Annotated in this window: 17 protein-coding genes and 4 pseudogenes; 18 read left to right on the top strand and 3 right to left on the bottom strand. The window is 70.2% G+C overall.

The genetic code is table 11. The annotated features are described in order from the left end of the window. A pseudogene (gene fadH, locus ACQKIP_RS12825) lies at nucleotides 1–805 on the bottom strand (NADPH-dependent 2,4-dienoyl-CoA reductase); the annotation flags it as partial. Nucleotides 806–1,052: 247 nt separating this feature from the next. Between fadH and ACQKIP_RS12820 the strand changes: the two are divergent. The 7 genes from ACQKIP_RS12820 (at nucleotide 1,053) to ACQKIP_RS12790 (ending at nucleotide 10,137) form a co-directional block, all read left to right on the top strand. Continuing rightward, on the top strand, nucleotides 1,053–2,342 hold the full coding sequence (locus tag ACQKIP_RS12820) for an ABC transporter substrate-binding protein (RefSeq protein WP_365859708.1): 1,290 nt from the start codon (nucleotides 1,053–1,055) through the stop codon (nucleotides 2,340–2,342). 43 nt (nucleotides 2,343–2,385) lie between these two features. Further along, nucleotides 2,386–3,318, top strand: coding sequence for a carbohydrate ABC transporter permease (locus tag ACQKIP_RS12815; protein ID WP_365859709.1), 933 nt, complete (start codon nucleotides 2,386–2,388; stop codon nucleotides 3,316–3,318). A gap of 31 nt (nucleotides 3,319–3,349) precedes the next feature. Then, nucleotides 3,350–4,177, top strand: coding sequence for a carbohydrate ABC transporter permease (locus ACQKIP_RS12810; RefSeq protein WP_365859710.1), 828 nt, complete (start codon nucleotides 3,350–3,352; stop codon nucleotides 4,175–4,177). After that, entirely contained in the window at nucleotides 4,174–5,226 is a 1,053-nt protein-coding gene (locus ACQKIP_RS12805; RefSeq protein ID WP_365859711.1) for a LacI family DNA-binding transcriptional regulator, read from the top strand. The genes ACQKIP_RS12810 and ACQKIP_RS12805 overlap by 4 nt, the downstream gene beginning before the upstream one ends. A gap of 56 nt (nucleotides 5,227–5,282) precedes the next feature. After that, the gene (locus ACQKIP_RS12800) at nucleotides 5,283–7,217 is read left to right on the top strand and encodes a glycoside hydrolase 5 family protein (protein ID WP_365859712.1); all 1,935 of its coding nucleotides are present in this window, start codon (nucleotides 5,283–5,285) and stop codon (nucleotides 7,215–7,217) included. Then, nucleotides 7,214–9,508, top strand: a complete 2,295-nt coding sequence (locus ACQKIP_RS12795) for a glycoside hydrolase family 3 N-terminal domain-containing protein (protein WP_365859713.1) — start codon at nucleotides 7,214–7,216, stop codon at nucleotides 9,506–9,508. Before ACQKIP_RS12800 ends, ACQKIP_RS12795 begins: the two co-directional genes overlap by 4 nt. 98 nt (nucleotides 9,509–9,606) lie before the next feature. Further along, complete coding sequence (locus tag ACQKIP_RS12790) at nucleotides 9,607–10,137, top strand: methylated-DNA--[protein]-cysteine S-methyltransferase (RefSeq protein WP_365859714.1); 531 nt, start codon at nucleotides 9,607–9,609, stop codon at nucleotides 10,135–10,137. Here ACQKIP_RS12790 and ACQKIP_RS12785 read toward each other — a convergent pair. Continuing rightward, the gene (locus tag ACQKIP_RS12785) at nucleotides 10,134–10,904 is read right to left on the bottom strand and encodes an IclR family transcriptional regulator (protein WP_365859715.1); all 771 of its coding nucleotides are present in this window, start codon (nucleotides 10,902–10,904) and stop codon (nucleotides 10,134–10,136) included. The two genes, ACQKIP_RS12790 and ACQKIP_RS12785, sit on opposite strands and share 4 nt — an antisense overlap. A gap of 242 nt (nucleotides 10,905–11,146) precedes the next feature. On the opposite strand from ACQKIP_RS12785, the gene ACQKIP_RS12780 reads away from it, so the two are divergent. The 8 genes and pseudogenes from ACQKIP_RS12780 to ACQKIP_RS12745 form a co-directional block, all read left to right on the top strand. Continuing rightward, nucleotides 11,147–12,307: a mandelate racemase/muconate lactonizing enzyme family protein gene (locus ACQKIP_RS12780; RefSeq protein WP_365859716.1), complete on the top strand. Its 1,161-nt coding sequence runs from the start codon at nucleotides 11,147–11,149 to the stop codon at nucleotides 12,305–12,307. Then, nucleotides 12,304–13,323, top strand: coding sequence for a zinc-dependent alcohol dehydrogenase (locus ACQKIP_RS12775; protein WP_365859717.1), 1,020 nt, complete (start codon nucleotides 12,304–12,306; stop codon nucleotides 13,321–13,323). Before ACQKIP_RS12780 ends, ACQKIP_RS12775 begins: the two co-directional genes overlap by 4 nt. 93 nt (nucleotides 13,324–13,416) lie before the next feature. Next, nucleotides 13,417–14,385, top strand: a complete 969-nt coding sequence (locus tag ACQKIP_RS12770; protein WP_365859718.1) for a hypothetical protein — start codon at nucleotides 13,417–13,419, stop codon at nucleotides 14,383–14,385. 3 nt (nucleotides 14,386–14,388) lie between these two features. Continuing rightward, nucleotides 14,389–15,507: a multiple monosaccharide ABC transporter substrate-binding protein gene (gene chvE, locus ACQKIP_RS12765; RefSeq protein WP_365859719.1), complete on the top strand. Its 1,119-nt coding sequence runs from the start codon at nucleotides 14,389–14,391 to the stop codon at nucleotides 15,505–15,507. A gap of 17 nt (nucleotides 15,508–15,524) precedes the next feature. Beyond that, nucleotides 15,525–17,063 carry a multiple monosaccharide ABC transporter ATP-binding protein gene (mmsA, locus tag ACQKIP_RS12760; protein WP_365859865.1) on the top strand — a complete coding sequence of 513 codons (1,539 nt, stop codon included), beginning with the start codon at nucleotides 15,525–15,527 and terminating at the stop codon, nucleotides 17,061–17,063. A 10-nt stretch (nucleotides 17,064–17,073) separates the two neighbouring features. Then, complete coding sequence (gene mmsB, locus ACQKIP_RS12755) at nucleotides 17,074–18,303, top strand: multiple monosaccharide ABC transporter permease (RefSeq protein ID WP_365859720.1); 1,230 nt, start codon at nucleotides 17,074–17,076, stop codon at nucleotides 18,301–18,303. Nucleotides 18,304–18,426: 123 nt separating this feature from the next. Continuing rightward, a complete protein-coding gene (locus ACQKIP_RS12750; protein ID WP_365859721.1) occupies nucleotides 18,427–19,575 on the top strand; it encodes an aldose epimerase family protein in 1,149 nt (382 codons plus the stop codon). A 66-nt stretch (nucleotides 19,576–19,641) separates the two neighbouring features. Continuing rightward, a pseudogene (locus ACQKIP_RS12745) lies at nucleotides 19,642–20,631 on the top strand (glycoside hydrolase family 43 protein); the annotation flags it as partial. Between the two features lie 82 nt (nucleotides 20,632–20,713). On the opposite strand, the pseudogene ACQKIP_RS12740 reads toward ACQKIP_RS12745, so the two are convergent. Beyond that, a pseudogene (locus ACQKIP_RS12740) lies at nucleotides 20,714–23,582 on the bottom strand (glycoside hydrolase family 3 C-terminal domain-containing protein). Nucleotides 23,583–23,878: 296 nt separating this feature from the next. Between ACQKIP_RS12740 and ACQKIP_RS12735 the strand changes: the two are divergent. The 3 genes and pseudogenes from ACQKIP_RS12735 to ACQKIP_RS12725 all read left to right on the top strand — a co-directional run. Continuing rightward, entirely contained in the window at nucleotides 23,879–25,564 is a 1,686-nt protein-coding gene (locus tag ACQKIP_RS12735; protein WP_365859722.1) for an extracellular solute-binding protein, read from the top strand. 1 nt (nucleotide 25,565) lies between these two features. Next, entirely contained in the window at nucleotides 25,566–26,600 is a 1,035-nt protein-coding gene (locus tag ACQKIP_RS12730; protein ID WP_365859723.1) for an ABC transporter permease, read from the top strand. After that, nucleotides 26,597–26,890: pseudogene (locus ACQKIP_RS12725) on the top strand (carbohydrate ABC transporter permease); the annotation flags it as partial. The gene ACQKIP_RS12730 and the pseudogene ACQKIP_RS12725, both read left to right, overlap by 4 nt.

Genomic DNA, 26,890 nt, shown 5'->3' with positions numbered 1-26,890 from the left:
CGCCGCGCGGCACGGAGGTGGCGATGGTGGGGATGCGGGCCTCGTGCCAGCCGATGCCGGTGTTGATGATCGTGGCGCCCGCGGCCTCGATCTCCTGGGCGAGGTGGACGACCTCTTCGAGGGTGGAGCCGCCGGGGACCAGGTCCAGCATGGAGAGGCGGTAGATGATGATGAAGTCCGCGCCGACGCGTTCGCGTATGCGCCGGACGATCTCGACGGGGAAGCGGATGCGGTTCTCGTAGGCACCGCCCCAGCGGTCCTCGCGCCGGTTGGTGGGGGCCGCGATGAACTCGTTGATCAAGTAGCCCTCGGAGCCCATGACTTCGACGCCGTCGTAGCCCGCGCGCTTGGCGAGTTCGGCGGCGCGCACGAAGTCCTCGATGGTCTGCTCGACCTCGTCGTCCTCCAGGGCGCGCGGCACGAAGGGGCTGATCGGCGCCTTGATGGCGCTCGGCGCGACCAGGCCCTCGTGGTAGGCGTACCGCCCGAAGTGCAGGATCTGCATGGCGATCTTGCCGCCCGCCGCGTGCACGGCGGCCGTGACGCCGGCGTGCTGGTCGGCCTCCGCCTCGGTGGTCAGCTTGGCGCCGCCGTCCCAGGGGCGGCCGAGCTCGTTCGGGGCGATGCCACCGGTGACGATGAGGCCGACACCGCCGCGCGCACGGGTCGCGTAGAACTCCGCCATCCGCTCGAAGCCGTTGGGCGCCTCTTCCAGGCCCACGTGCATGGATCCCATCAGGACCCGGTTGGGCAGCGTGGTGAAGCCCAGGTCGAGCGGGTTCAGCAGGTTCGGGTAGCGGCTCATGCGGGCCCTCCATGCGCGGTGTGTCGTCAGGACAGTTCTAGAGGACGCCCACCCGTTGTGCAACTAGTTGCATAAAAACCGAGACGCAGGTCTCGTGACACATCGCGATCGATCCTGACCGCTTTGCCGGTTTTGCCGGAAGATTCACGGTGCGCAACAGGGGATTGACCATTCAACGAAGCACTTCTAGTCTCCTCGCACCCCCGCAGGTATATCGATTAACCGCCCTGGTTGGAGACATCCCGCTGTGCGCTCAACGATGAGTCGGCGCGGCTTCCTCGCCGCAGGTTCAGGCCTGGCCGCCGCCACCACCCTGCCCGCCCTCGCCGGCTGTTCCACGCTGGCGTCGGCGGATTCCGATCCCGACACGCTCGTGGTGCACAGCCAGCTGGGCACCACCGCGCCGGGCTCGCCCACGTATCTGTCCGCCCTGAACACCTTCCGGGACGAGAACCCGGGCCTGAAGGTGAAGAACCTCGTCAACGGCGACGACCTCGCGCAGGTCTACGAGACCTCGCGGCTGGCCCGCAAGGAGCCGGACGTCGTCATGGTCAACCTCTACGACAAGACGCTGGCCTGGACCGAGGTCGGGGCCACCGTCGACGTCAAGGGCTACATGGACGACTGGGGGCTGCGAAAGCGCGTCCTGCCCGTCGCCCTGGACGCCTGGACCGACGGCAAGGGGCGGCTGCGCGCCTTCCCGTACTTCGCCACGAACTGGCCGGTCGCCTACAACACCGCGCTGCTCGACAGCGCCGGTGTCGACGCGATCCCGACCACCGGCGACCAGCTGATCTCCGCGGCACGCAAGCTCCGCGCCAAGGGCATCGCACCGGTGACCGTCGGCGGCAACGACTGGACGGGGCAGAAACTCCTGGCCCAGATCATCCAGACCTTCCTCACTCCCGAGGAGGCGCAGAAAGTCTTCACGAGCGGCGACTTCAGCGGCAGGGGCGCCCGCGAGGGCATCGAGTACTTCACCGCCCTGCGCGACGCCGGGGTCTTCGCCGACAAGGCGCAGGGCCTGACGTCGGACACGATGACGACGCAGTTCAACACGGGCGCCGCCGCCATCCAGTCCGCCATGTCCTCGGCGCTCGCCAAGGTCCCGGACAAGATCGCCCGGCACACCGGGGTCGGCGGCTGGCCGCTGGCACCGCATGCCGCCCACGACAAGCCGACGATCCTGCGCACCTACACCCTCATCGGCTTCTGGATCAGCCCGAACGGCACGAAGAAGCTGGACGCCGTCGAGAAGTTCCTGCAATTCATGTACCGGCCCGAGACCGTCTCGCGGTTCATCAAGGAGAGCGGCCGCGACATGGCCCTGCGCTCCGACACCCTCAGCACGGACTTCCCGCTGGTCGCCGACGCGCAGAAGCTCGGCAACGACGTCAGCAAGGCCCTGCTGCCCGACGTCTACGTCCCGCCGGCGGCGACACAGCCGCTGATCACCGCGACCAGCACGGCGTTCACCCGTGGCACGAGCCCCGCCAGGGTGCGCTCCGTGCTCGAAGCCGCCTACCGCACCGCATGAGCCGCCCGCCCGAGCTGCCCGAGCCCTTTGGGAGTCACCCGAGATGACGACAACGCTGTCGACGCCGGGCGGGACCGAGGTCCGTCCCGTACCGTCCAAGCCCCCCGTGAACAAGCGCCGCCGTGAGGGCGGCACGATCCTCGCCGTCCCCGCCCTGGTCTGGTACCTGGTCTTCATGGTCGGGCCGATGATCGCGATCTTCGTGATCGCGGCCCTGCACTGGCCGGGCATGCTCCAGCCCGTCTCGTTCGCCGGCTGGGACAACGTCCGTACGGTCTTCGACGACCCGGTGTTCTGGGACGCCGTGCGCAATACGGCGGTCCAGCTCGCCGTCGCACTGCCGGTCATGATCGTGTGCGCGTACATGCTGGGCTACTACGTGGCGCAGAAGCCGCCGGGCCACCGCGTCCTGCGCTATCTGCTCTTCATCCCCGGCCTGATCTCCACCCCGGCCAAGGCGATGGTCTTCTACGCGGCCCTCTCCCCCGACGGCCTGGTCAACGGCGCGCTGAAGTCGGTGGGTCTGGGCTCGGTGACCGACGCCTGGCTGGCCTCGCCCTCGACGGCGCTCGCCTGTCTGATCGTGCTCGACATCTGGGGCGGCATCGGCTTCACGGCCGTCCTGTTCGCGGCGCGGCTCGGCAGTGTGCCCGAGGAGATCGGCGAGGCGGCGCAGCTGGACGGCGCCGGGCACTGGCGGACGATGTGGGGCGTGCACTTCCCGGTCATCCGCGACTACGTGGGCGTGGTGACGATGCTCCAGTTCCTGTGGACGTTCTTCGGGTCGGCGCAGCACGTCCTGCTGCTCACGCAGGGCGGTCCCGGCAGTTCGTCGACCACGCTGTCGTTCCTCGTCTACCAGAAGGCGTTCATCGCGGCCGACCTCGGCTACAGCCAGACCGTCGGCGTGATCCTCTTCCTGGTCGGCCTGGCCGGTCTGCTCACCATCCGCCGCGCGTTCCGCCAGAACTACTGACGCCGCCAGACCCCGATCGGAGCCGGTCACCATGAAGCACGGAAAGTCCTGGCTGCCCGCGCACATCCTGGCGTGGACGTACGCGGCGCTGCTCGTCGTGCCCCTCTACTACCTTCTCGCCTCCGCCTTCAAGACGAACGAGGAGATCTTCGCCAGCCCCTTCTCCCTGCCCACTTCCCTCTCCTTCGGCAACTTCGGCACGGCCTTCGAAAGCGCCGACCTGGGCCTCGCGGTCGTCAACTCGGCCCTGGTGACGTTCTTCTCGCTCGCGCTGACCCTGGCGCTCGCGATTCCGGCGGCGTTCTCCATCGCCCGCTCGACGGGCCGCCTCGGCGCGTTCGTGGAGAAGGTCTTCTCGCTGGGCTTCCTCATCCCGACGTTCGCCGCGCTCTTCCCCACGTTCCTGCTCGCCGCGGCGACGGGCCTGTTCCACACGCGCCTGTTCATGGTGCTCTTCCTGCCCGCCACCGCGATGCCGCTGTCCGTCGTCATCCTGGTGCAGTTCATGCGGACCATCCCCAAGGAGATGGAGGAGGCGGCGCGCATCGACGGCGCCTCCACCTTCGGGGTCCTGCGGCACGTCTACACGCCGATGTGCATGCCCGGCATCGCGACGGTGCTGCTCCTGAACTTCCTGACGTTCTGGAACGAGTACCTGTACTCGCTCGTCATCATCGGCCCCGACCCGTCCCAGCGCACCGTGCAGGTCGCCCTGCCCACCCTCAAGTCCCTGACGGGAACGGATTACGGGGTCCTGACCGCCGGTACGGTACTGACTCTCGTACCGGTATGGGCCGTCTACACGGTGCTGCAGAAGCGGATGCAGCAGGCCCTCGTCAGTGGGGCGGTGAAGATGTGAACACTCCGGAAGCAGCATCCCGCAGGGACAGCGGCGCACGTCCGACGATCAAGGCGGTCGCCGCGGCGGCCGGCGTCTCCACGGCCGCCGTCTCGCAGGCGTTCAACGCCAAGGGCCGCATCTCCGAGGCAACCCGGCGCCGCATCCAGGACGCCGCCGCCGAGCTCGGCTGGTCGCCGAGCGCCACGGCGACGGCCCTGCGCAGCGCCCGTACCCGCACCCTCGCCCTGGTGGTGCGCCGCCCCACGGACGTGCTCGGCGCCGACCCGCACTTCAGCGAGCTGATCACCGGCCTGGAGGGCGAACTCGCCCCGCGCGGCTACGGCTTGCTGCTCCACCTGGTCACGGACGTGGCCGAGGAGAGCGCGCTGTACGAACGCCTCGCCGCCGAGGGCCGCGTCGACGGCGCCGTCCTGACCGACGCCCGCGCCGACGATCCGCGCCCGCCGCTCCTGCGGGGCCTGGGTCTGCCCGCCGTGCTGCTCGGCGCGCCCCACCCGGACGCGCCCGTGCCGACCGTGGGCCTGGGCAACCAGGGCGCCGGCATACACGAAGCCGTCGACCACCTCATGGAGCTCGGCCACCGGCGCATCGCCTATGTGTCGGGGCCCGGCGAGCTGCTGCACACGGGGCTGCGCCGCGCGGTCTTCGAAGAGACCCTGCTGCTCAAGGGGCTTGCCCCGGCCGCCGTCCTGAGCACCGACTTCTCCGAGGCCGCGGCCGTCGCCGCGACCGAGGAGCTGCTCGGCATGGCGCAGCGCCCCACCGCCGTCATGTACGCCAACGACTCCATGGCGGTGTGCGGCATCGGCGCGGCCCAGCGCGCCGGCCTGAGCGTCCCCGACGACCTGTCCGTCGTCGGCTACGACAACCTTCCCGTCGGCCACTGGCTGCACCCGCGTCTGACGACCGTCGACCAGCAGGTGCAGCGGGTCGGTGCGGCCGCCGCGCGTGCGCTGCTCGCGCAGTGCGGCGAGGACGTACCACCCGCCGCGCTCGACGAACGGCCACGGCTCGTGGTCCGCGAGTCGACGGGGCCCGCCCGCTGACCGCCTCCGCTTCTGATCACTTCTCCACCCCCGTACGGAAAGACCTGAGTACCACCATGCGACGCCACAGCGCCCGGCTCACCCACGACTCCGCCGTCCTGCCCTGGATCGGCGCCAACTTCTGGTCCCGCACCGGCGGTCCGCTGATGTGGCGGAACTACGACCCGAAGACGGTCCGCGAGGAACTGTCCGTGCTGCGCGAGCACGGCATGACGATGACCCGCTCGTTCTTCTACTGGCCGGACTTCCACCCCGAGCCGCACCGCATCGACGAGGAACTGTGCGAGCGCTTCCGCGACTTCCTCGACGCGCACACCGAGTTCGGGATGGGCACGGTGCCCACCTTCATCGTCGGGCACATGTCCGGCGAGAACTGGGACCCGGCCTGGCGCGGTGACCGCGACCTCTACGAGGACGTGTGGCTGGTGGGCCGCCAGTCCTGGTTCGTGTCGCAGATGACGCGCCGCTTCAAGGACCACGCGGCGGTGACGGGGTGGCTCATCACCAACGAGATGCCGGGCTACGGCCGCATCTACCAGGTGGACCCGCCCTCCAGCGATGTCGTCACCGCCTGGGCCCAGTTCATGTGCGACGCGGTGCGCGCGGCGGGCGGCACCCAGCCGGTGTCCCTCGGCGACGGCGCGTGGGGCATCGAGGTGACGGGCCGCGACAACGGCTTCTCGCTGCGCGACACGGCCGAGTACGTCGACTTCGTGGGCCCGCACGTCTACCGCTCGGACACGGACCGCGTACGCCAGCACTACCGCGCGGCCTTCGAGTGCGAGCTGGCCGGGGTGACCGGACAGCCGGTGATCCTGGAGGAGTTCGGGCTCTCCACGGACACCGTGTCCGCGGAGAACGCGGGCATCTACTACCGCCAGACGCTCCACAACTCCCTGCTCGGCGGCGCGACCGGCTGGATGGCCTGGAACAACACCGACTACGACGACCTGTGGGACCAGTCGCCCTACGACCACCACCCCTTCGAGATGCACTTCGGCATCACGGACAGCACCGGCGCCCCGAAGACGCCGCTCGTCGAGATAGCCGCGTTCTCCGGGATCCTGGAGCAGGTGGACTTCGCGCGCTGCCGCCGCTCGGACGCGGACGCGGCGCTCGTCGTCCCCGCCTTCCTGGAGCGCGGCTACCCCTACAGCCGTCCCGCCGACCGGCCGCTGATCTTCAGCTCCCTGCACCAGGGGTACGTCGCCGCACGCGGGGCCGATCTCCCGGTGGCCCTCACGCGGGAGGCGGACGGGCTTCCGGGGGATGCGGCGCTGTATCTGCTGCCGTCCACCCGGCAGTTCACCACCCGGACGCGCCGCGAGCTCGAGCGGCGGGCCCGCGAGGGCGCGACCGTGTACCTGTCGTTCTGCTCCGGCGAGCACCCGGGGACGCGCGGCCCGTGGTTCGACGACCTGGACGGCCTCTTCGGCGTCGAACTCCAGCTCTCCTACGGGGTGGCCGAGCCCATCGAGGACGACGTCCTGGAGCTCACGTTCACCGAGGAGTTCGGCGGCATCCCCGCGGGCGGGACACTGCGCTTCCCCGTCGCTGGCAACGAGGACAGCCGCGCCTATCTGCCGGTCGTCCCCACGGGGGCGCGCGTCGTGGCGAAGGACGCGCACGGCCGCCCGGCGCTCCTGGTCAACGAGACGGGACGGGGCCGTACGGTCCTGGCCACCTACCCCCTTGAGCACATGGCCGCGCGCACGGCCCGCGTCAACCCGGAGCAGACGCAGCGCCTGTACGCGGCCCTCGCCGAGATCGCGGGCGCGCGGCGGCCGGTGACGGTCGACAGCCCGTACGTCTCGGCGGACGTCCTGGTGCACGAGGACGGGCGGCGATTCGTGTGGCTGGTCAGCCAGTCGGACGAGGAAGTGACGGTGCGCCCGGCGGTGGACGGTTCGCTGCACGACCTGGACACACGTGAGGCGGTGGCGGAGGTACGGCTCGTCCCGTTCGGCGTGTGCGTCCTCGAAGTGCGATGAGCGCGCCGCTGTACCGCGACGCGGGCGCTCCGGTCGCCGACCGGGTGCGCGATCTGCTCTCCCGGATGACGCTCACCGAGAAGGCGGGCCAGGTCAACCAGCGGATGTACGGCTGGGACGCCTATGAGCGGACGTCCGGTGCACCGGGCGGCCACCGCCTCACGGACGCCTTTCGCGCCGAGGTCGCCGCGTTCGACGGGATGGGCGCGCTGTACGGCCTTCAGCGCGCCGACCCGTGGTCGGGCGTGACGTTCGCGGACGGCATCACCGCCGCGGACGCGGCGCGCGTCGCGAACGCGGTGCAGCGGCACGTCGTGACGGGCACCCGGCTCGGCATTCCGGTCCTGCTGGTCGAGGAGGTGCCGCACGGCCATCAGGCCCTGGACGGCACGGTCCTGCCGGTGAATCTCGCGGTCGGCGCGACCTGGGACCCGGAGCTGTACGAGGCCGCCGCGGCGGGCGCGGCGGCCGAGCTGCGGGCCCGCGGCGGCCATGTCGCCCTGGTCTCGGCACTCGACCTGGTGCGCGATCCGCGCTGGGGACGCGCGGAGGAGTGCTTCGGCGAGGACCCGTATCTGGCGGCGCGTTTCACGCGGGCGCTGGTGCGGGGCATGCAGGGCGACGACTCCGTGTTCGCCCCGGACCGGGCGGCGGTCGTGCTCAAGCACTTCGCCGGGCAGGGCGCGACGCTCGGCGGCCGCAACAGCGCGGCCACCGAACTCGGGCCGCGCGAACTCCACGAGATCCACCTGGTGGCGGCGCGGGCGGGGATCCGCGCCGGGGCGGCGGGCGTCATGGCCGCGTACAACGAGTTCGAGGGTCTGCCGTGCGCGGCCAACCGCGAACTGCTCACCGGACTGCTGCGCGAGCGCTGGGGGTTCGAGGGCCTGGTCATGGCCGACGGATGCGCACTCGACCGTCTCGTACGCCTCGCCGGTGACCCGGTGGCGGCGGGCGCCCTCGCCCTGGACGCGGGCACGGACCTGAGTCTGTGGGACGCCTCCTTCCCGCGGATCGCCGAGGCGGTCGAGCGGGGCCTGGTCTCCGAGCAGGCCCTGGACGCGGCCGTCGCCCGTGTCCTCGCGCTGAAGTTCCGCCTGGGTCTCTTCGAGCGGCCGTACGTCGACGATGAGCCCGAACGCACGCCCGCCCTCGGGGAGTTGAGCGAGCGCCTGGCCCGCGAGTCCCTCGTGCTCCTGAGCCATGACGGGACCTCGCTCCCCCTGGCTGCCGCTTCCCGCATCGCCGTCATCGGCCCGAACGCCGACTCGCTCCCCCAGCAGCTCGGCGACTACACCGCGCCGCAGCGCCCCGGCACCGGGCACACCGTCCTGGCCGGCATCAGGGACGTGGCGCCGCCGGGCAGCGAGGTGACGTACGCGCGGGGCTGCGGGCTGGTCGGCGGCGAGCGCGGCGGCATCCCGGAGGCGGTGGCGCTGGCCGCCGCCGCTGATACGGCCGTGCTCGTGCTCGGCGGGTCGAGCGCGCGGGAGGCCGACACCCGCTTCGAGAGCAACGGGGCCGCCGTCGTGGCATCCGGCGCTCCGGCGGGCATGACGTGCGGCGAGGGCGTCGACCTCGCCGAACTGGGCCTGCCGGAGGGGCAGTCGGCGCTCCTGGACGCCGTGGCCGCCACCGGCACCCCGGTCGTCGTGGTCCTGGTCCAGGGACGGCCGCATGCCGTGCCGGAACTGGCCGGGCAGGCCGCCGCCGTGCTCTCGGCGTGGTATCCGGGGCCGTGGGGCGGGCGGGCCGTCGCCGACGTCCTCTTCGGGCGCGCGGAGCCCGTGGGGCGGCTGCCCGTGTCCGTGCCGCGCTCGGCCGCCCAGCTGCCGGTGTTCTACAACGCCAAGGATCACGGCTACCGGGGCTACGTGGACCAGCCGGCCACCGCGCTGTACGCCTTCGGGCACGGCCTGTCGTACACGAGCGTCGCGTACGGGGAGCCCCGGCTCTCGCGCACCCGGGTCCCGGTCACTGATCCCGAGGTCACCTGCACGGTCGCCGTCACGAACACGGGGGCGCGTGCGGTGCGGGAGACCGTGCAGCTCTATGTGCGCCGCGTGTCGGGCTCCGGCTCGTGGCCGCGCGTGCGTGAGCTGCGCGGCTTCGCCTGGGTCGATCTGGCCCCGGGCGAGGAGGCCGAGGTCGCCTTCATCGTCGGGGCGGATACCCTGGCCTCCCTCGACCGCGCCCTGGAATACGTCGTGGAGCCCGGCGAGGTCCTGCTGGAGACCGGGCCCTCGTCCGACCGCACGAGCGGCGCCCCCCTGACCCTGTCACCCGCATGAGCGCCACGTCCGAATCCCGCCAGCCGCGCGCCCGCGCACCCCGCAGAATCGGGGGAGCGTCACCGGGGAAGAGCCACCGGGGAAACAGGGAGCATCTGATGACCGAGGCCATGGCGAAGGCCCTCTACACGACCGTCGAGAGCCCGCTGGGCGAGCTGCTGCTGGTGGGCGAGGAGTCGGCCACCGCGAACGGCGGCACCGCCCTCGCCTCGCTGTCCATGCCGGGGCAGAAGGGTGGCGCGGTCATCCAGGACGGATGGGTGCGCGACGACGGGGCCTTCGCCGTGATCGCCGGGCAGCTGCGCGGCTACTTCGAGGGGACGCGCCGGGACTTCGACGTCGAGTACGCGAGCGGCGTCGGCACCGACTTCCAGCGGCGGGTCTGGCACGCCCTCGACACGCTGCCCTACGGCACGACCACCTCGTACGGGAAGCTCGCCGAGCGGCTCGGGATCTCGCGCGCCGCGGTTCGCGCCCTGGGCACGGCGATCGGGCGCAACCCGCTGCTCGTCGTGCGCCCCTGCCACCGGGTCATCGCCGCCGACGGCTCGCTCGCGGGGTACGCGGGCGGCCTGGAGGCCAAGCGGCGGCTCCTGGACCTGGAGTCGGCGAACCGCCCGGAGAACTAGCGTCCGCCCCGGTGGCCCAGGCGCTCCGAGAGGTCGCCCGCGCCCTTGGCGGCGAGTTCGGCCAGTTCGTCCTCGCGCTGCTCGCTCCAGCGGATCATCGGCACGGAGATGGACAGGGCGGCGACGACCTGGCCCGAGCTGTCGCGGACCGGGGCGGCCACGCAGCTGACGTCCGGGTTCGACTCGCGGTGCTCGGCCGCGACCCCGCGCTCGCGGATGCCGGCGAGGGCGGCGAGCAGCGCGTCGGGCTCCGTGATGCTGTTCTGCGTCATCGCCACAAGTTCATGGCCCGCCAGGCGGCCTTCGAGCTCGGCCGGGGGCAGTGAGGCCAGCAGCATCTTGCCGACCGACGTGCAGTGGGCGGGCAGTTTGCGGCCCGCGGCGGAGACCATGCGCACCGCGTGCGTGGAGTCCACCTTGGCGATGTAGATGACGTCCGTGCCCTCCAGGACCGCCACATGGACCGTCTCGTCGCAGGTCTCGGCGACTTCGCGGGCCACCTGCTGCCCCTCGGCGGCCAGGTCGAGCTGCTCGGCATACCGGCTGCCGAGCTGGTAGGCGCGTACGCCCAGGCGGTAGCGCCCTGTCTGGTCCGGGATCTGGACAAGGTAGGAGCGGGCGGCGAGGGTGGTCAGGAGTTCGTGCACGGTGGTGCGCGGCAGCTGGAGTCTGCGGGTCACCTCGGGGGCGGACAGCGTGCCGTCGCCCTCCAGGAACAGCTCCAGTATGTCCAGCGCCCTGGTCACCGCAGGAACCAGTCGTCCCATGGTCGGCCTCCCACCCCGTGCGTCCGAAGTCCGCCCGCAGAGGCGTCCGAAACTTCGGTCAACGATCGATATGACGAACACAGGCTAGCCATTGCCGCGTTCGGCGCGCAACGGCCCGGGGTCCCGCCGTGCGCCCAAGACCGTTTTGCGCGACCCATTGACACCCTGCCGCCTGCATGAATACGGTCACGCCAACATTTCGAACGTGTGACGAAATACCGAACAACCAAGGGGCAACTGCCTTGCGTATTACGGGAATCAGCACGCACGTGGTGGGAACGCCGTGGCGCAATCTCACCTACGTCCAGGTCCACACCGACGAAGGCCTCACCGGCGTCGGCGAGACCCGCATGCTCGGCCGCACCGACGCGCTCATCGGCTACCTCCGGGAGGCGGCGGCCAACCACATCGTGGGGTCCGACCCGTTCGCGGTCGAGGACCTGGTGCGGAAGATGAAGTACGGCGACTACGGCCGGGCCGGCGAGATCGTCATGTCGGGCATCGCCTGCGTGGAGATGGCCTGCTGGGACATCAAGGGCAAGGCCCTGGGCGTGCCGGTCTGGCAGCTCCTGGGCGGGAAGGTGACCGACAAGGTCAAGGCGTACGCGAACGGCTGGTACACCACCGAGCGCACTCCGGAGGCGTACCACAAGGCCGCTCTGGCCGTCGTCGAGCGCGGTTACCGCGCCCTGAAGATCGACCCGTTCGGGACCGGGCATTTCGAGCTCGACCAGGCGAGCACGAACTACGCGGTCTCGCTGATCGAGGCGGTGCGGGACGCGATCGGTCCGGACGCCGAGCTGATGCTGGAGATGCACGGCCGGTTCAGCCCGTCCACCGCGGTGCGCCTGGCCCGCGAGATGGCGCCCTTCAGGCCGGCCTGGCTGGAGGAGCCGGTGCCGCCGGAGAACCTCAAGGCCCTGGAGAAGGTCGCCGCCAAGGTGGACATGCCGATCGCCACCGGCGAGCGCATCCACGACCGGATCGAGTTCCGCGAGCTCTTCGAGTCCCAGGCGGCCGACATCATCCAGCCGGACCTCGGCCACATCGGCGGCATCCTGGAGACCCGCAAGCTGGCCGCGACGGCGGAGACGCACTACACGCTGATCGCGCCGCACAACGTCGGCGGTTCGGTGCTCACCGCGGCCTCGCTGCAACTGGCCGCCTGCACGCCCAACTTCAAGATCCTGGAGCACTTCAACGACTTCGCGGACGCGGAGATCAAGAAGGTGGTCAAGGGCGCGCCCAAGGTGGTCGACGGCTACTTCGAGGTGTCCCACGAGCCGGGCCTGGGCGTCGAGCTCGACACGGACGCGGCGGCCGAGTTCCCGCAGCAGCAGGCGCGGTTCGACCTGTGGGCCGAGGGCTGGGAGAAGCGCGCCCCCAAGGCAGCCGCGAAGTGAGCACCGACTCCCGCGCGATCGTCGTCGACCGGCCGGGCACACACCGGCTCACGACCGGACCGCGTCCCGGGCCGGGACCCGGCGAGGTCCTGGTGCGGGTGGCGGCGGCCGGGATCTGCATGAGCGACCGCGAGGTCTACGACGGTCACCGGGACGCCGCCTATGTGCGCTATCCCGTGATCCCCGGACACGAGTGGTCCGGCACCGTCGAGGCCGTCGGCGAGGGCGTCGACCCCGCGCTGGCCGGGCAGAAGACGGTCGCCGAGGGGTTTCGCGCCTGCGGCACCTGCGAGCGCTGCCGGTGCGGCGAGACGAGCCTGTGCGGCGGCGGATACGCGGAGACCGGGTTCACCGAACCCGGTGCCTTCGCCGACCACGTGGTCGTCCCCGCCCGGCTGCTTCACCTCCTGCGCCCGGACGCCGACCTCGCGGCGGCCGCCCTCCTCGAACCCGCCGCCGTCATCGCCGGCGCGGTGCGGACGGGACGGCCGAGCCCCGGCGAGCGGATCGCGGTGGTCGGCGCGGGCACCCTGGGGATGCTCGCGGTGCAGCTCCTTGCCGCCTCATCGCCCGGCGAGCTCGTCGTGATCGACCCGCGGGCCGAACGCGGCGGGCAGGCGCTCGGCTTCGGGGCGAGCGAGAGCCTGACGCCCGCCGACGAGGAGGCGTACCACGGCCGCTTCGACCTGGTCGTGGAGACCGCGGGGGCGCCGGGCACGGCCGCCTCCTCCTGTCTGCTCGCGCGCAGGGGCGGCCGGGTGGTGCTCACCGGCATGTTCACGCCCGGCGCCGCCGGCATCGATCCGGTGCATCTCTCGCTGAGCCAGCTGGAGGTGCGCAGCGTCTTCGGGGCGCCGTCCTCCGCCTGGTCACAGGCGGTGCGGGCGTTCGGGCTCGGACTGCTCGACCCGGCCCCGCTCATCACGCACGAGTTCCCGCTGGAGCAGTTCGGGGAGGCCGTCGCGCTGGTGGGCGGCGGCGACCCGAAGACCGGGAAGGTGCTCCTGCGCCCCTGAGGCGCCTCCGACGTACCCGCCGCGCACGCCCATTGAACCGACCGACGTACGAAATACCGAACAACAGCAGAATCCACTGCGTATGGGAGTCCCGTGACCAGCCCGTCAGCACCCCGCCGCCCCGGCGTCGACGCCCTCGCCCGTATCGGGCACCCCGTACCCGTCACCGATCCGGCCGACGCGTCCGCGCACGCGTTCCCCGACGGCGGCACCTGGCGCACCGAGATCCCCTCCGTGGAGGGGCCCGAGGCGCTCGCCGTCGTCCTCAAGGAGAGCTCGCGGCTCGACGTGCCGATCCACCGGATCAGCCAGGGCAGCGGCATCTGGATGCTCTCCGACGTCGAGATCACCGAGATGGTGGAGGCCTGCGCCGAACGGGACATCGAGCTCTGCCTGTTCACCGGACCGCGCGGCACCTGGGACATCGGCGCCGCAACCCGCACCGACTCGGGCGGCGCGGGCCTGCGCTCGCGGGGCCACGACGCGCTCGCCGGATGCGTCGAAGACGCCGTGCGGGCCACGGAGTTGGGCGTCAAGTGCCTGCTCGTCGCCGACGAGGGGGTGCTGTGGACGCTGCACCGGCTGCGGGTGGCCGGGGTGCTCCCCGCCGACACCACCTTCAAGGTCTCGGCACTGATCGGCCCGGTCAACCCGGCCTCGTACGCGGTCTACGAGCGGCTCGGCGCCGACTCCCTCAACATCCCCTCCGACCTCGCCCTCGCCCACCTCACCGAGATCCGCCGGGCGAGCCGCGCCCCGATGGACCTGTACGTCGAGGCGCCCGACGACCTCGGCGGCTACGTCCGCATGTACGAGGCCGCCGAGCTGATCCGGCGCGGCGCCCCGCTCTACCTCAAGTTCGGCCTGAGCAAGTCCCCCGGCATCTATCCCTACGGCGCCCACCTGCGCGACCACACCCTGGCCACCGCCCGCGAGCGGGTCCGCCGCGGGCGCCTCACCCTCGACCTGCTCGCCCGGCACGGCGCTGACGGCGGCATGTCGCCGCTCGGCGCCCGGCTGCCCGGCGAGCTCCAGCGCTTCCCCGTCCCGGAAGGGGACTGACCCATGAGAACCCGCATATCCCGCATGCGACTCACCGCCGCTGTGGCATCCGTCGTCATGATCGGCTCGCTGGCGGCCTGCGGCCAGGAGGCCAAGGGCGGCAGCCGCTACAAACCGGACGAGGGCAAGGGCAGCACCATCGGGCTCGCGATGCCCACCAAGTCGTCCGAGCGGTGGATCGCCGACGGCAACAACATGGCCGAGCAGTTCGAAAAGGCCGGCTACAAGACCGATCTCCAATACGGCGACGACAAGGTCGAGAACCAGATCGCCCAGCTGGAGAACATGATCACCAAGGGGCGCAGCCTCCTGGTGGTCGCCGCCATCGACGGCTCCGCGCTCACCGAGGTCCTCCAGCGCGCGGCCGACGCGGGCATCCCCGTGATCTCGTACGACCGCCTCATCCTGGGCACCGAGAACGTCGACTACTACGCCTCGTTCGACAACGAGCGCGTCGGCCGCCTCGAAGCCCAGTACATCGTCGAGAAGCTGGACCTGGGCAAGCCCGGGAAGGGCGGCAAGGCGAAGAACATCGAGCTGTTCGCGGGCTCGCCGGACGACAACAACACCAAGTACTTCTGGAACGGCGCCATGAAGGTGCTCCAGCCGTACTTCAAGAGCGGTCAGCTCGTCGTGCGCAGCAAGCAGACGAAGATGAACCAGGCCACCACGCTGCGCTGGGACGGCGGCACCGCGCAGAAGCGCATGGACGACCTGATCAGCAAGAACTACGGCTCCGCGAAGGTCGACGCGGTCCTCTCGCCCTACGACGGGATCTCGATCGGCATCATCTCCGCGCTGAAGAGCGCGGGATACGGCACCAAGAGCGACCCGCTGCCGGTGATCACCGGGCAGGACGCGGAGCTCGCGTCGGTGAAGTCCATCATCCGCGGCGAGCAGACGCAGACGGTCTTCAAGGACACCCGCAAGCTGGCCGCGCAGACGGTGGCCATGGGTGACGCGGTCCTCAACGACAAGAAGCCGAAGGTCAACAACACCGAGGACTACAACAACGGCAAGAAGACCGTGTCGTCCTTCCTGCTCGACCCGGTCAGCATCGACAAGTCCAACACCCAGCTCCTGGTGGACGAGGGCTACTTCAAGGAAGGACAGCTCAAGTGAGCGCCCCCGTGCTGGAGATGCGGGGCATCACCAAGACATTCCCCGGCGTCAAGGCGCTCTCCGACGTGAATCTGACCGTGGGCCCCGGGGAGATCCACGCGATCTGCGGCGAGAACGGCGCGGGCAAGTCGACGCTGATGAAGGTCCTCAGCGGCGTCCACGAGCACGGCAGTTACGACGGCGAGATCCACTTCGAGGGCAAGCAGATGGCCTTCAAGGACATCCGCGCCAGCGAGAAGCACGGCATCGTGATCATCCACCAGGAGCTGGCGCTCGTCCCGTATCTGTCCATCGCCGAGAACATCTTCCTCGGCAACGAACAGAGCAGCCGCGGCTTCATCGACTGGAACGACACGCTGCGCAGGGCGAGCGCGCTGCTCAAGCGGGTCGGCCTGAGCGAGAAGCCGCAGACTCCGGTGGCCGACATCGGCGTGGGCAAGCAGCAGCTGGTGGAGATCGCCAAGGCCCTGTCCAAGGAGGTGAAGCTGCTCATCCTGGACGAGCCGACGGCCGCCCTGAACGACGAGGACAGCGCGAAGCTGCTCGACCTCATCCTGGAACTGCGCGAACAGGGCATCGCCTGCATCATCATCTCGCACAAGCTGAACGAGATCAGGGCCATCACCGACTCGGTGACGATCCTGCGCGACGGGCAGACCATCGAGACCCTGACGGTCCGTGAGAGTCCGTCCTCCGAGCCGCAGTTGTCGGAGGACCGCATCATCCGCGGCATGGTCGGGCGCGACCTCGACCACCGCTTCCCCGACCGCACGCCCTATGAGGGCGAGGACGCGGGATCCCTCGCCCTGTCCGTCGAGGGCTGGACGGTGCGCCATCCGGTCGACCACCAGCGCAAGGTCGTCGACGACGTGTCGCTCACCGTGCGGCGCGGCGAGATCGTCGGCATCGCGGGCCTGATGGGCGCGGGCCGCACGGAACTCGCCATGTCCGTCTTCGGGCGCTCCTACGGCCAGTACGTCACCGGCACGGTCACCGTCGGCGGGCGCGAGGTCGTGACGAAGAACGTGCCCTCGGCGGTCGACGCCGGGATCGCGTATGTCACCGAGGACCGCAAGCAGTACGGCCTCAACCTCATCGACAACATCAACCGCAACATTTCCCTGGCCTCGCTGACCGACATGCGGCGCAAGGACGGCTTCGTCGACGAACACAAGGAACGCTCCGTCTCCGAGCGCTACCGCAAGTCGATGAACATCAAGGCCCCCACCGTCTTCGAGCAGGTGGGGCGGCTCTCCGGCGGCAACCAGCAGAAGGTCGTCCTGAGCAAGTGGATCCACGCCGACCCCGAGGTCCTGATCCTCGACGAGCCGACGCGCGGCATCGACATCGGCGCCAAGTACGAGATCTACACCGTCATCGACAAGCTGGCGGCCTCGGGCAAGGCGGTGCTGTTCATCTCCTCCGAACTGCCCGAGCTGCTCGGGATGTGCGACCGGATCTACACGATGGCCGAGGGCAGGCTGACCGGTGAGGTCGACCGCGCGGACGCCACCCAGGAACTCCTGATGCGCCACATGACCAAGAACAGAAGCTGAGGCCTCCGCCATGACCACCACGACCACGCCGCCACGCGACACCTCGTCCACGCCGTCCGCCAAGGAGTCCACGGGTGCTCTGCTGCTGCAGAGCGTGCGCTCCAACATGCGCCAGTACGGCATGCTCGTCGCCCTGGCCTTCATCGTCATCCTGTTCCAGATCTGGACCGACGGCACGCTGCTCCTGCCGAACAACGTGTCCAACCTGATCCAGCAGAACGGCTACATCCTCATTCTCGCCATCGGCATGATGATCGTGATCATCGCCGGTCATATCGACTTGTCCGTCGGCTCACTGGTCGCCTTCGTGGGCGCCATGTCGGCGGTGATGATGGTCAAACACGACATGCCCTGGGTGCTCGCACTCGTCCTCTCGCTCCTCATCGGCGCGGTCGCCGGAGCGTGGCAGGGCTTCTTCATCGCCTACCTGGGCATCCCGTCGTTCATCGTGACGCTGGCCGGCATGCTGCTCTTCCGCGGCCTGACGCAGATCGTCCTGGAAGGCCAGTCGCTCTCGCCGTTCCCCGAGGGCTTCCAGAACATCGCCAAGGGGTTCATCCCCGAGATGGGCCCGTACACCCAGTACCACAACCCGACCCTGGTGCTCGGTCTCGTGACGGTCGTCTTCCTGGTCTTCCGCGAGTGGCGCAGCCGCAAGCAGCAGCTCGCCTACGACCTCGACGTGATGCCGACCGGCCTGTGGGCGGCGAAGCTGGTGGCGATCTCCGCGGCCGTCATCGCCTTCACGCTGACCCTCGCCAGCTTCCACGGCGTGCCCGTGGTGCTGCTCATCATGTGCGGCCTGCTGATCTCGCTGGGCTATGTGATGCGCAACGCGGTTTTCGGACGCCATGTGTACGCGCTCGGCGGCAACAAGGCGGCGGCGAAGCTCTCCGGCGTCAAGGACAAGCGCGTCACCTTCCTGATCTTCGTCAACATGGGCGTGCTCGCCGCGCTCGCGGGCTGTGTGTACGCGGCGCGGCTGAACGCGGGCACTCCGCAGGCCGGCCTGAACTTCGAACTGGAGGCGATCGCGGCCTCGTTCATCGGCGGCGCGTCGATGAGCGGCGGCGTCGGCACGGTGATGGGCGCCGTGATCGGCGGTCTGGTGCTCGGCGTCCTGAACAACGGCATGTCCCTGGTCAACATCGGCACCGACTACCAGCAGGTCATCAAGGGCCTGGTGCTGCTCGCGGCGGTCGGCTTCGACGTCTGGAACAAGCGCAAGGTCGGCCGTTAGGCGGCCGCAGGAAACCCAGTGAGAACCCGCGGGGCGGTGGGGGCTGATCACGCAGTTCCCCGCGCCCCTGACGGGGCACGGCCCGACCGTCCATCGCCACACATCCCCTGTCTGGAGCCGCACATGGAAACGAGCAGACGTACCGTTCTTGCCTCGGCTGCCGCCGTCGGGCTCACCGCCGCCGTCGCGGGCACGTCGTACGCAGCGGCGGGCCGCACACCCACCAAGGAGCTCTTCGGGAAGCTGACCGACGGGACCAAGGTCTACCGCTGGTCCCTCGCCAACGGCGGCACCCGCATGAAGGTGCTCTCGTACGGCGGCATCGTGCAGTCCCTCGAACTCCCCGACCGGCACGGCCGCTACACCAACGTCTCCCTCGGCTACGACACCATCGAGGCGTACGTCGCCGGAACCACCTTCTTCGGCGCGACGATCGGCCGCTACGGCAACCGCATCGCCAAGGGCCGCTTCACCCTGGACGGCAAGACCCACCAGCTCTCGGTGAACGACGGCGAGAACAGCCTGCACGGCGGGGCCAAGGGCTTCGACACGCGGGTGTGGGACGTCGAGCCGTTCACGGACTCCTCCGGCGTCGGCCTGCGCCTGCACTACACGAGTGTCGACGGTGAGATGGGCTATCCCGGAACGCTGCGGGTCACCGTGACGTACACGCTCGACGCGCGCGGCGACTGGCGCATCGACTACGCGGCGACCACGGACAAGGCCACCGTGGTGAACCTGACGAACCACACCTACTACAACCTCGCGGGCGAGGGCAGCGGCGACATCCTGGGCCACGAACTGACCCTGGCCGCCGCCCGGTACACGCCCACCGACGCCGGTCTCATCCCGACCGGCGAGCTGGCGAAGGTGGCGGGAACCCCCTTCGACTTCCGGCGCGCGAAGACCGTCGGCGAGGACATCCGGGTCTCGCACCCGCAGTTGGTGACCGCCAAGGGCTTCGACCACAACTGGGTCCTGGACAAGGGCATCACCAAGCGCCCCGAGCATTTCGCGACTCTGCGGGACCCGGAGTCGGGGCGCGCCATGAAGATCGCCACGACCGAGCCGGGGGTGCAGTTCTACTCGGGGAACTTCCTGGACGGCACCCTCACCGGGCCTTCGGGGCGCACCTACCGGCAGGGCGACGGGCTCTGCCTGGAGACGCAGCACTTCCCCGACTCCCCCAACCAGCCGAAGTTCCCCTCGACGGTGCTGCGCCCCGGCCAGACCTACCGGTCAAGGACGGTGCACACCTTCTCGGCGCGCTGAGCGGCGCCCCCGTCTTCGAGAGGACACATCGTGCGCCACAGAACTCTCATCTTTCTCCTTGCCCTGATGGCGGGTCTGCTCGCTGCTCCCGCGCACGCGGAGCCGAACCACGCCAAGCAGAAGTACGCGGGCTACCTCTTCAGTTACTTCACCGGTGAGGGCACCGCGGACGGCGAGCAGATCCGCATGGCGCTCAGCCGCGGCAACGACCCGACGCGGTACCGGGAGCTCAACGGCGGCAAGCCCGTGCTCACCTCGCAGCTCGGCACCAAGGGGCTGCGCGACCCGTTCATCATCCGCTCGCCGAAGGGCGACAAGTTCTACCAGATCGCCACCGACCTGCGGATGTACGGCGGGAGCGGCGGCAGCTGGGACCAGGTGCAGCGCACCGGCAGCAAGTCGATCGTGGTGTGGGAGTCCACCGACCTGGTGCACTGGACCGACCAGCGCCGGGTGAAGGTCGCCCCGGACACGGCCGGCAACACCTGGGCCCCGGAGGCGTACTACGACGAGAAGCTGAAGTCGTACGTCGTCTTCTGGGCGTCCAAGGTCTACGGCGCGGACGACCCGGACCACACGGGATCGACGTACAACAAGATGCTGTACGCGACGACGAAGGACTTCCGCACCTTCAGCAAGCCCGAGGTGTGGAACGACCCCGGCTATTCGGTGATCGACTCCACGGTGGTCAAGGACGGCCGCGACTACTACCGCTTCACCAAGGACGAGCGGGACCCCGCTTCGGGCACCCCCTGTTCGAAGTTCATCACCGCGGAGAAGTCGCGGACCCTGACGGACACGTCGTACGACTTCGTGGCCGACTGCATCGGGAAGGGCGTGATCGACCGGGGCGAGGGCCCCGCGGTGTTCAAGGCCAACACCGGGGACACGTGGTACATGCTCATCGACGAGTTCGGCGGGCGCGGCTATGTCCTCTTCGAGACGACGGACCTCGCGTCGGGCAAGTGGACCGAGACGAAGGGCGCCGCGCTGCCTCCGGGCGCCCGGCACGGCACGGTCCTTCCGGTGACACAGACGGAGTACGACCGGCTGCTGGGCACCTGAACTACACCGTCCGTACCGCCGCGGCGCAGGCCGTGAGTTCACCGACGGCTTGTGGCTGACGCGTGACGGAGCTTCATGCGGTCTCCTTCCGCCGGGCGGTGGCGCTCGCGCCGGCCGTGAAGGCGAGCCGTGCGAGCCGCAGGGGGCCGCGCAGTCGTACGCGCAGATCGCGCACACCGGCGGCGGTGAAGCCGGAGGTGTGCGGGGCGTAGTCGTACACGCGTCCGGTGGCCGGGACGGTGACGGTGGTGGCGGTGCTGCCCGAGATGAGGTCGACGGCTCCCGACCCGGCGACCTCGACCGAGACGGCGCGCACGCCCTCGCCGAAGTCGCAGTCAAGGAAGAGGAGTTCGCCGGTGCCTCCGTCGAGGGGGCGTACGGCGTCGCCGTGTGTCCTGGCGCGGTCGACCATCTCGGTGCCGTGCTGTTCGTCGTAGGCGGTCGCCGCCAGGCCGCTCTCGCGCGCCGGCCGTGCGGCGATCGGATCGCCCGTGATGTCGACGGTCACCGTGCGCCTGATGTCGCCGCTGGAGGCGCCCGCGTGCACTTCGTGGGCGCCCGGCGCCACGGTCCAGCGGTCGTGCCGCACGTCCCAGAACCCCAGGTCGCTGACCGGCAGCCGGAACTCGAGGCGGCGTGTTTCCCCGGCGGCGAGGTGGATGCGGCGGTGTGCGGCGAGCCGGCGGTGCGGCAGCGCGAGGGTCCCGGCGGCATCGGCGGGAGCCCGGGTGTAGAGCTGGGCCACCTCGTCGGCGGCAACGGACCCGGTGTTGGTGAGGGTGAGCGCGACCCGGACCGAATCCCCTTCGCTGACGGCCACCAGATCGTCGTACGCGAAGGAGGAGTAGCCGAGGCCGTGCCCGAACGGGTAGAGCGGGGTGCCGTCGAAGTAGAGGTAGGTCTGCCGGGAGCCGATGATGTCGTAGTCGAGCAGGCCGGGGAGGTCGGTGTCGGCGGCGTACCAGGTCTGCGGGAGGCGTCCGGCCGGGGAGACGTCGCCCGCGATGATCCGGGCGAGCGCGCTGCCCGCGGCCTGCCCGCCGTGCGCGGTCCACAGCAGTGCGGGCAGCTGGTCGTGGGCGTCGGCGACGGCGTACGGGTAGGCACAGACCAGGGCCAGTGCGGTGCGGGGGTTGGCGGCGCGGGCCGCGCGCCACAGCCGCTCCTGGTGCGGCGGCAGGGCGAGCGTCGTGCGGTCCTCGGTCTCGCGGCCGTTGATGTGGGGGTCGTTTCCCGCGACGACGAGCACGGCATCCGCCTGCGCGGCGGCGCGCGCCACGGCGTCCTCGCCGCGCTCCGCGAACTCGACGGCGAAGATCTCCGGCTCATCGGCAACCTTCACGCCGTCGGCGGCGACCGTGACGTACCCGCCCGTCCCCGTGTGTTCGATGAGGTACCCGTCCCCGTGGCCGACCAGCGCGAACGTCTCCTGTACGACCCAGCCGCCGGGCTGGTCCGCCGACGCGCGCACGAAGCCGTCCTCGGCGACCGAGAGATAGCGCCCGTCGGGGGCGCGCAGCGTCCAGGCGCCGCAGCCCCAGTCGATCAGGGCGAACTCGGTCGGCTCGGGGCCACAGGTCAGCGGCGGCAGGTCGGTACGGCCGCTCAGCAGGGCCCGGTCCAGGGCGGCCTCGGCGGCCGGGAGCGGGCCGTCCTGCTCGGTGTCCGGCACCCGCAGCCAGCCGGCCCCGCACCGCAGGCGCACCCGGTCCACGCCTTCGGTGAAGGTGACCCGGTCGGCGCCGAATCGTTCGCGCAGTCCGTCGAGGGGGGGTGCTGCGGCGGATCAGGGTGCCGCTGTACCAGTCCGTCTTGCACTCGTCGGCGAGGAGTCCGACGACCGCGATCCGGGTGCCTTCGGGCAGCGGGAGCAGGTGGTCGTTCTTCAGCAGGACGACGGCCTGTTCGGCGGCCTCCCGGGCGAGTGCGCGGTGCGCGGGGGTGTCGAAGGCGTGGGTGGCCGGTTCCGCGTACGGGCCCTGGCCGGGGTCGAACTCGCCGAGCCGGAAGCGCACGGACAGGTGGCGGCGTACGGCGGTGTCGATGTCGGGCTGGGTCAACAGGCCTTGTTCCAAAGCGCTTTGGATGCGTCCGGTGATGATGCTCGCGTCGGTGCCGTGGTCGGTGAAGCTGTCCACGCCCGCGGTGAGCGCCGCCGCGGTGGCCTCCTCGTGGGTGTCGAAGTACTTCTCGGAGTCCACGAGGTTGCTGGGCGCGCCCGCGTCGGAACAGACGAGCAGGTCCTGGTCGGTCCAGGTGCGCAGGTGCTCGCGCAGGTAGGGCGAGAGATGGTTGGGGCGGCCGTTGACCAGGTTGTACGCGGGCATCACCCCGGCCACGGCGCCCGCCTCCACGGCGGCGCGGAAGGCCCGCAGGTCGTACTCGCGCAGGACGCGGGGGCGCACGGAGGCGGACGACGTGTCGCGGTGCGTCTCGTTGTTGTGGGCCAGCCAGTGCTTGAGCACGGGGGCGGTGCGCCAGTGGTGCGGGTGCTCGCCGCGCAGGCCGCGGGTGTAGGCGACGGCGATCGCGGAGGTGAGCCGCGGGTCCTCCGAGTAGCCCTCCTCGTTCCTGCCCCACAGCGGGTGGCGGAGCAGGTTCACCGTCGGCGCCCAGAGGTTGAGGCCCACGCGGTCGTCCCCGGCGCGCATCGCGCGCGCCTCGGTGGCGACCACCTCGCCGATGCGGCGCACCAGGTCGTCGTTCCAGGTGGCGCCGAGGCCGACGGCCTGCGGGAAGACGGTGGCAGGGCCCATCCAGGCAACGCCGTGCAGGGCTTCCTGTCCGGTGCGGAACGGGGCGATGCCAAGCCGTTCGACGCCCGGGGTGAACTGGTGCAGGAGCGCGATGCGTTCGCCGGTGGTCAGCCGGGACAGGAGGTCGTCCACGCGCCGGTCCAGCGGCAGTTCGGGGTCACGAAAGGGCAGCGGGCTTGCGGTCACGTACGGATCCCCTTGGCGGACGGCGAGCGGCGGGCACGGAAGAACGGCACAAGATTCGAAGCGCTTCGATGCTGGGGGCCGCTGGAGCCCGTGTCAAGGTGGCAGACCTCCAGAACCCCTCCACCTGAGGGGATTTGGCACAAACGGGGATCGGCAGAACCCCGCCGAGGAATTCGGATCCGAGTCTTGTTACGACCCAAGCCTTCACTTAACCTCGCTGCAACATCGAAGCGCTTCGAATGCCGACCGGCGGTGACCGCCGTGTGTCCGGGCACGCGCCACGAAGGGTTGACGCCATGACGCCGAACTCCTCCTCCGACAGCTCTCGTTCGAGTCGGAGATCTTTCCTCGCCTCATCGGGCCTCGCCGCGCTCGTCGTGGCAGGCGGGGCACCGCTGCTCACGGCCTGCGGGGGCAGCGGGTCGAACAACGAGGGCACCACGACGGGAAAGAAGCTCAAGGACCTGCTCCCCGCGTATGTCGCCTCGGAGCTCACGGCTCCGGACATCCCCGCCAAGAACGGTTCGGCCGCGGGCTTCACCAAGGCCCTTCCCGCCGCCGAACTCAAGCAGTCCGTGCCGAAGAAGCTCGGCAAGGGCGGCGAGTTCACCGTCATGGCGCCGATCTGGGGGAACGTCCCCAAGCAGGGCAATCCCTACTGGACGGCGATGGACGAGGCCGCCGGTGTCCGCGTCAAGTGGCAGAACCAGCAGGGCGACACGTACGGCCAGAAGCTGGGCGCGGTCCTGGCCTCCAGCGGCGTCCCGGACGCCGTGGTCGTGCCGGGCTGGGAGCTGACCGGCAAGATACCCAGCGCCGTCGCCAACAAGTTCGCCGACCTCGGCCCCTATCTGAGCGGCGACAAGGTCAAGGAGTATCCCAACCTCGCCGCGATCCCCACCGGCGCCTGGCAGCGCTCCATCTTCGGCGGCAAGCTCCGCGGCCTGCCGATGCCCTCCGCCACCACGGTGAACATCGCCCCCTTCTACCGCACCGACCTCTTCGAGAAGGAGGGGCTGGAAGCGCCCACGAGCGCGCAGGAGTTCTTCGATCTGTGCAAGCAGCTCAACGCCCCCAAGAGCAAGGTGTGGGCGTGCGGCGACATGACCTGGTCGGCCTGGCACATCTTCGGGGTGCTGCCGGAGAAGCCGTACTACTGGAAGCTCGTCGACGGCAAACTCGTCAACCGCTACGAGACCGACGAGTACCTCGAAGCCCTGGAGTGGTCGCGCAAGCTGTACTCGGCGGGCTTCGTGCACCCCGACGCGAAGGCCGAGACCGGCAGCATCGGCGACCTGTGTGCGGCGGGCAAGGTCTGGATGTACTGCCAGGACCTCTCCGACTGGTACGGCAAGGCGGCCGTGCAGCGCGTGGACAACAAGAAGTTCCGCATGGAGGCCTTCGACTACTTCGCCGCGGACGGCGGCGCCCCTACCCTGTACGCGCGTCCGCCGGCCGACATCTGGACGTTCATCAGCGAGAAGGCCGACGAGAAGACCGTCCGCGACATCCTCGCCCTGGCCAACTTCACGGCCGCTCCCTACGGCTCCACGGAGCAGCGCCTGCGCATGTACGGCGTCGAGGGCGTCCACCACACGTTCAAGGACGGCGTCCTCACCAAGAACGGCAAGGGCAACAACGAAGTCTTCTCGACGTACGAGTACCTCGCGTCGCCCGCGCCGTTCGTCGCCTACCCCGACCTGCCCGACGTCACCGAGGGGATGGTCGAGTGGCAGCAGCGGCAGGGCGCACACACGAAGAAGCCGCTCTTCCACGGCATGCAGATCATCGAGCCGACCCGGTACACCGAACTGAACGCCGAGTTCGAGGACCTGGAGAAGGACGTCGTGCGCGGCCGCAAGAAGGTCGGCGACATGCAGCAGGCCGCGGCGGACTGGAAGTCGGGCGGCGGCGACAAGCTGCGCGACTGGTACAAGAAGCTCCTCGATGAGACCGGGGCGTCCGGCGACACGGCGTCCTGACATGGCCCAGAGCACGACTCACGCGCGCGGTACCACCACCGGGCGGGCACCCTCCTCCGAAGCCGCCGCGCCCCGCGAAACCGCGCCCCGCACGAAGAAGACGCCCGCCCGCGTCCCGCTGCGCCACCGGCTGCGCCGCGACCGCGTGCTGCTCCTGATGGTGCTGCCCGCCCTGCTGCTCCTGCTCGTCTTCAACTACGTACCGCTGATCGGCAACGTCGTCGCCTTCCAGGACTACGACCCCTACATCGCCGACAACGCGTTCCAGGCGATGACGCAGAGCCCCTGGATCGGCGTCGAGCACTTCCGGCACATGGTCGAGGACCGGCTGTTCTGGCAGGCGGTCAGGAACACCCTGGCCATCTTCGCGATCCAGCTGACGCTGTTCTTCCCGCTGCCGATCGCACTCGCGCTGTTCGTCAACAGCTTCGTGCGCCCCCGGGTGCGGGCGGTCGCCCAGGCGATCCTCTACCTTCCGCACTTCTTCTCCTGGGTCCTGGTCATCACGGTCTTCCAGCAGATGTTCGGCGGGGCGGGTCTGGTCGCCCAGGTCCTGCGGGACCACGGGCACGAGGGCTTCGACCTGATGACCGACCCGGGCCTCTTCAAGTTCCTGGTCACCTTCGAAATGGTCTGGAAGGACGCGGGCTGGGGCGTCATCGTCTTCCTCGCCGCACTGGCCGCCGTCAGCCCGGACCTGTACGAGGCATCCGCCATGGACGGCGCGAACCGCTGGCGGCGCATGTGGCACATCCAGCTGCCCGCGCTGCGTCCCGTGGTGGCGCTGCTGCTCGTGCTCCAGGTGGGCAACGCGCTGACGGTCGGTTTCGAACAGATCCTGCTCCAGCGCACCGCCGTGGGCCCCACGGCATCCGAGGTCCTCGACACCTATGTGTGGAACACCGGCCTGGACAACGGCAACTTCGGCTACGGCGCCGCCATCGGCATCGTCAAGGGCGTCTTCGGCCTCCTGATGGTGCTCGGGGCCAACAAGGCCGCCCATCTGATGGGCGAGCAGGGGGTGTACAAGCGGTGAGCGTGCTGACCTTCGGCATCAAGCCCGGCAGCAGGTCAGGGCTTCGCCCGGTGTGGGAGGAGCCGCCGACCCGGGCCGGCCTGGCCACCAAGGGCGTGACGCTGGCGCTGGTGTGCCTGGCGGTCCTCTTCCCGGTGTGGGTGGTGGTCGTCACCAGCCTCTCGTCGGTCAGGACGATCACCGAGACGGGCGGCCTCGTGGTGATCCCGCGCGGGGTCACCTTCGTCCACTACCAGGAACTCCTCGGCGGCGGCCAGGTGTCGCGCGCGGCCCTGGTCAGCGTGCTCGTC

Origin of the sequence: Streptomyces sp. NPDC059900 (assembly GCF_050270335.1) — a bacterium.
Taxonomy (GTDB): Bacteria; Actinomycetota; Actinomycetes; order Streptomycetales; family Streptomycetaceae; genus Streptomyces.
This window is presented reverse-complemented; position numbering and strand designations above follow the sequence as displayed.

Coding starts and splice junctions, on each gene's coding strand:
- ACQKIP_RS12790 (WP_365859714.1), top strand. CDS start 9,607: ATGACCGAGGCCATGGCGAAGGCCCTCTACACGACCGTCGAGAGCCCG.
- ACQKIP_RS12815 (WP_365859709.1), top strand. CDS start 2,386: ATGACGACAACGCTGTCGACGCCGGGCGGGACCGAGGTCCGTCCCGTA.
- ACQKIP_RS12730 (WP_365859723.1), top strand. CDS start 25,566: ATGGCCCAGAGCACGACTCACGCGCGCGGTACCACCACCGGGCGGGCA.
- ACQKIP_RS12735 (WP_365859722.1), top strand. CDS start 23,879: ATGACGCCGAACTCCTCCTCCGACAGCTCTCGTTCGAGTCGGAGATCT.
- chvE (WP_365859719.1), top strand. CDS start 14,389: ATGAGAACCCGCATATCCCGCATGCGACTCACCGCCGCTGTGGCATCC.
- mmsB (WP_365859720.1), top strand. CDS start 17,074: ATGACCACCACGACCACGCCGCCACGCGACACCTCGTCCACGCCGTCC.
- ACQKIP_RS12800 (WP_365859712.1), top strand. CDS start 5,283: ATGCGACGCCACAGCGCCCGGCTCACCCACGACTCCGCCGTCCTGCCC.
- ACQKIP_RS12785 (WP_365859715.1), bottom strand. CDS start 10,904: ATGGGACGACTGGTTCCTGCGGTGACCAGGGCGCTGGACATACTGGAG.
- ACQKIP_RS12810 (WP_365859710.1), top strand. CDS start 3,350: ATGAAGCACGGAAAGTCCTGGCTGCCCGCGCACATCCTGGCGTGGACG.
- mmsA (WP_365859865.1), top strand. CDS start 15,525: ATGCGGGGCATCACCAAGACATTCCCCGGCGTCAAGGCGCTCTCCGAC.
- ACQKIP_RS12795 (WP_365859713.1), top strand. CDS start 7,214: ATGAGCGCGCCGCTGTACCGCGACGCGGGCGCTCCGGTCGCCGACCGG.
- ACQKIP_RS12750 (WP_365859721.1), top strand. CDS start 18,427: ATGGAAACGAGCAGACGTACCGTTCTTGCCTCGGCTGCCGCCGTCGGG.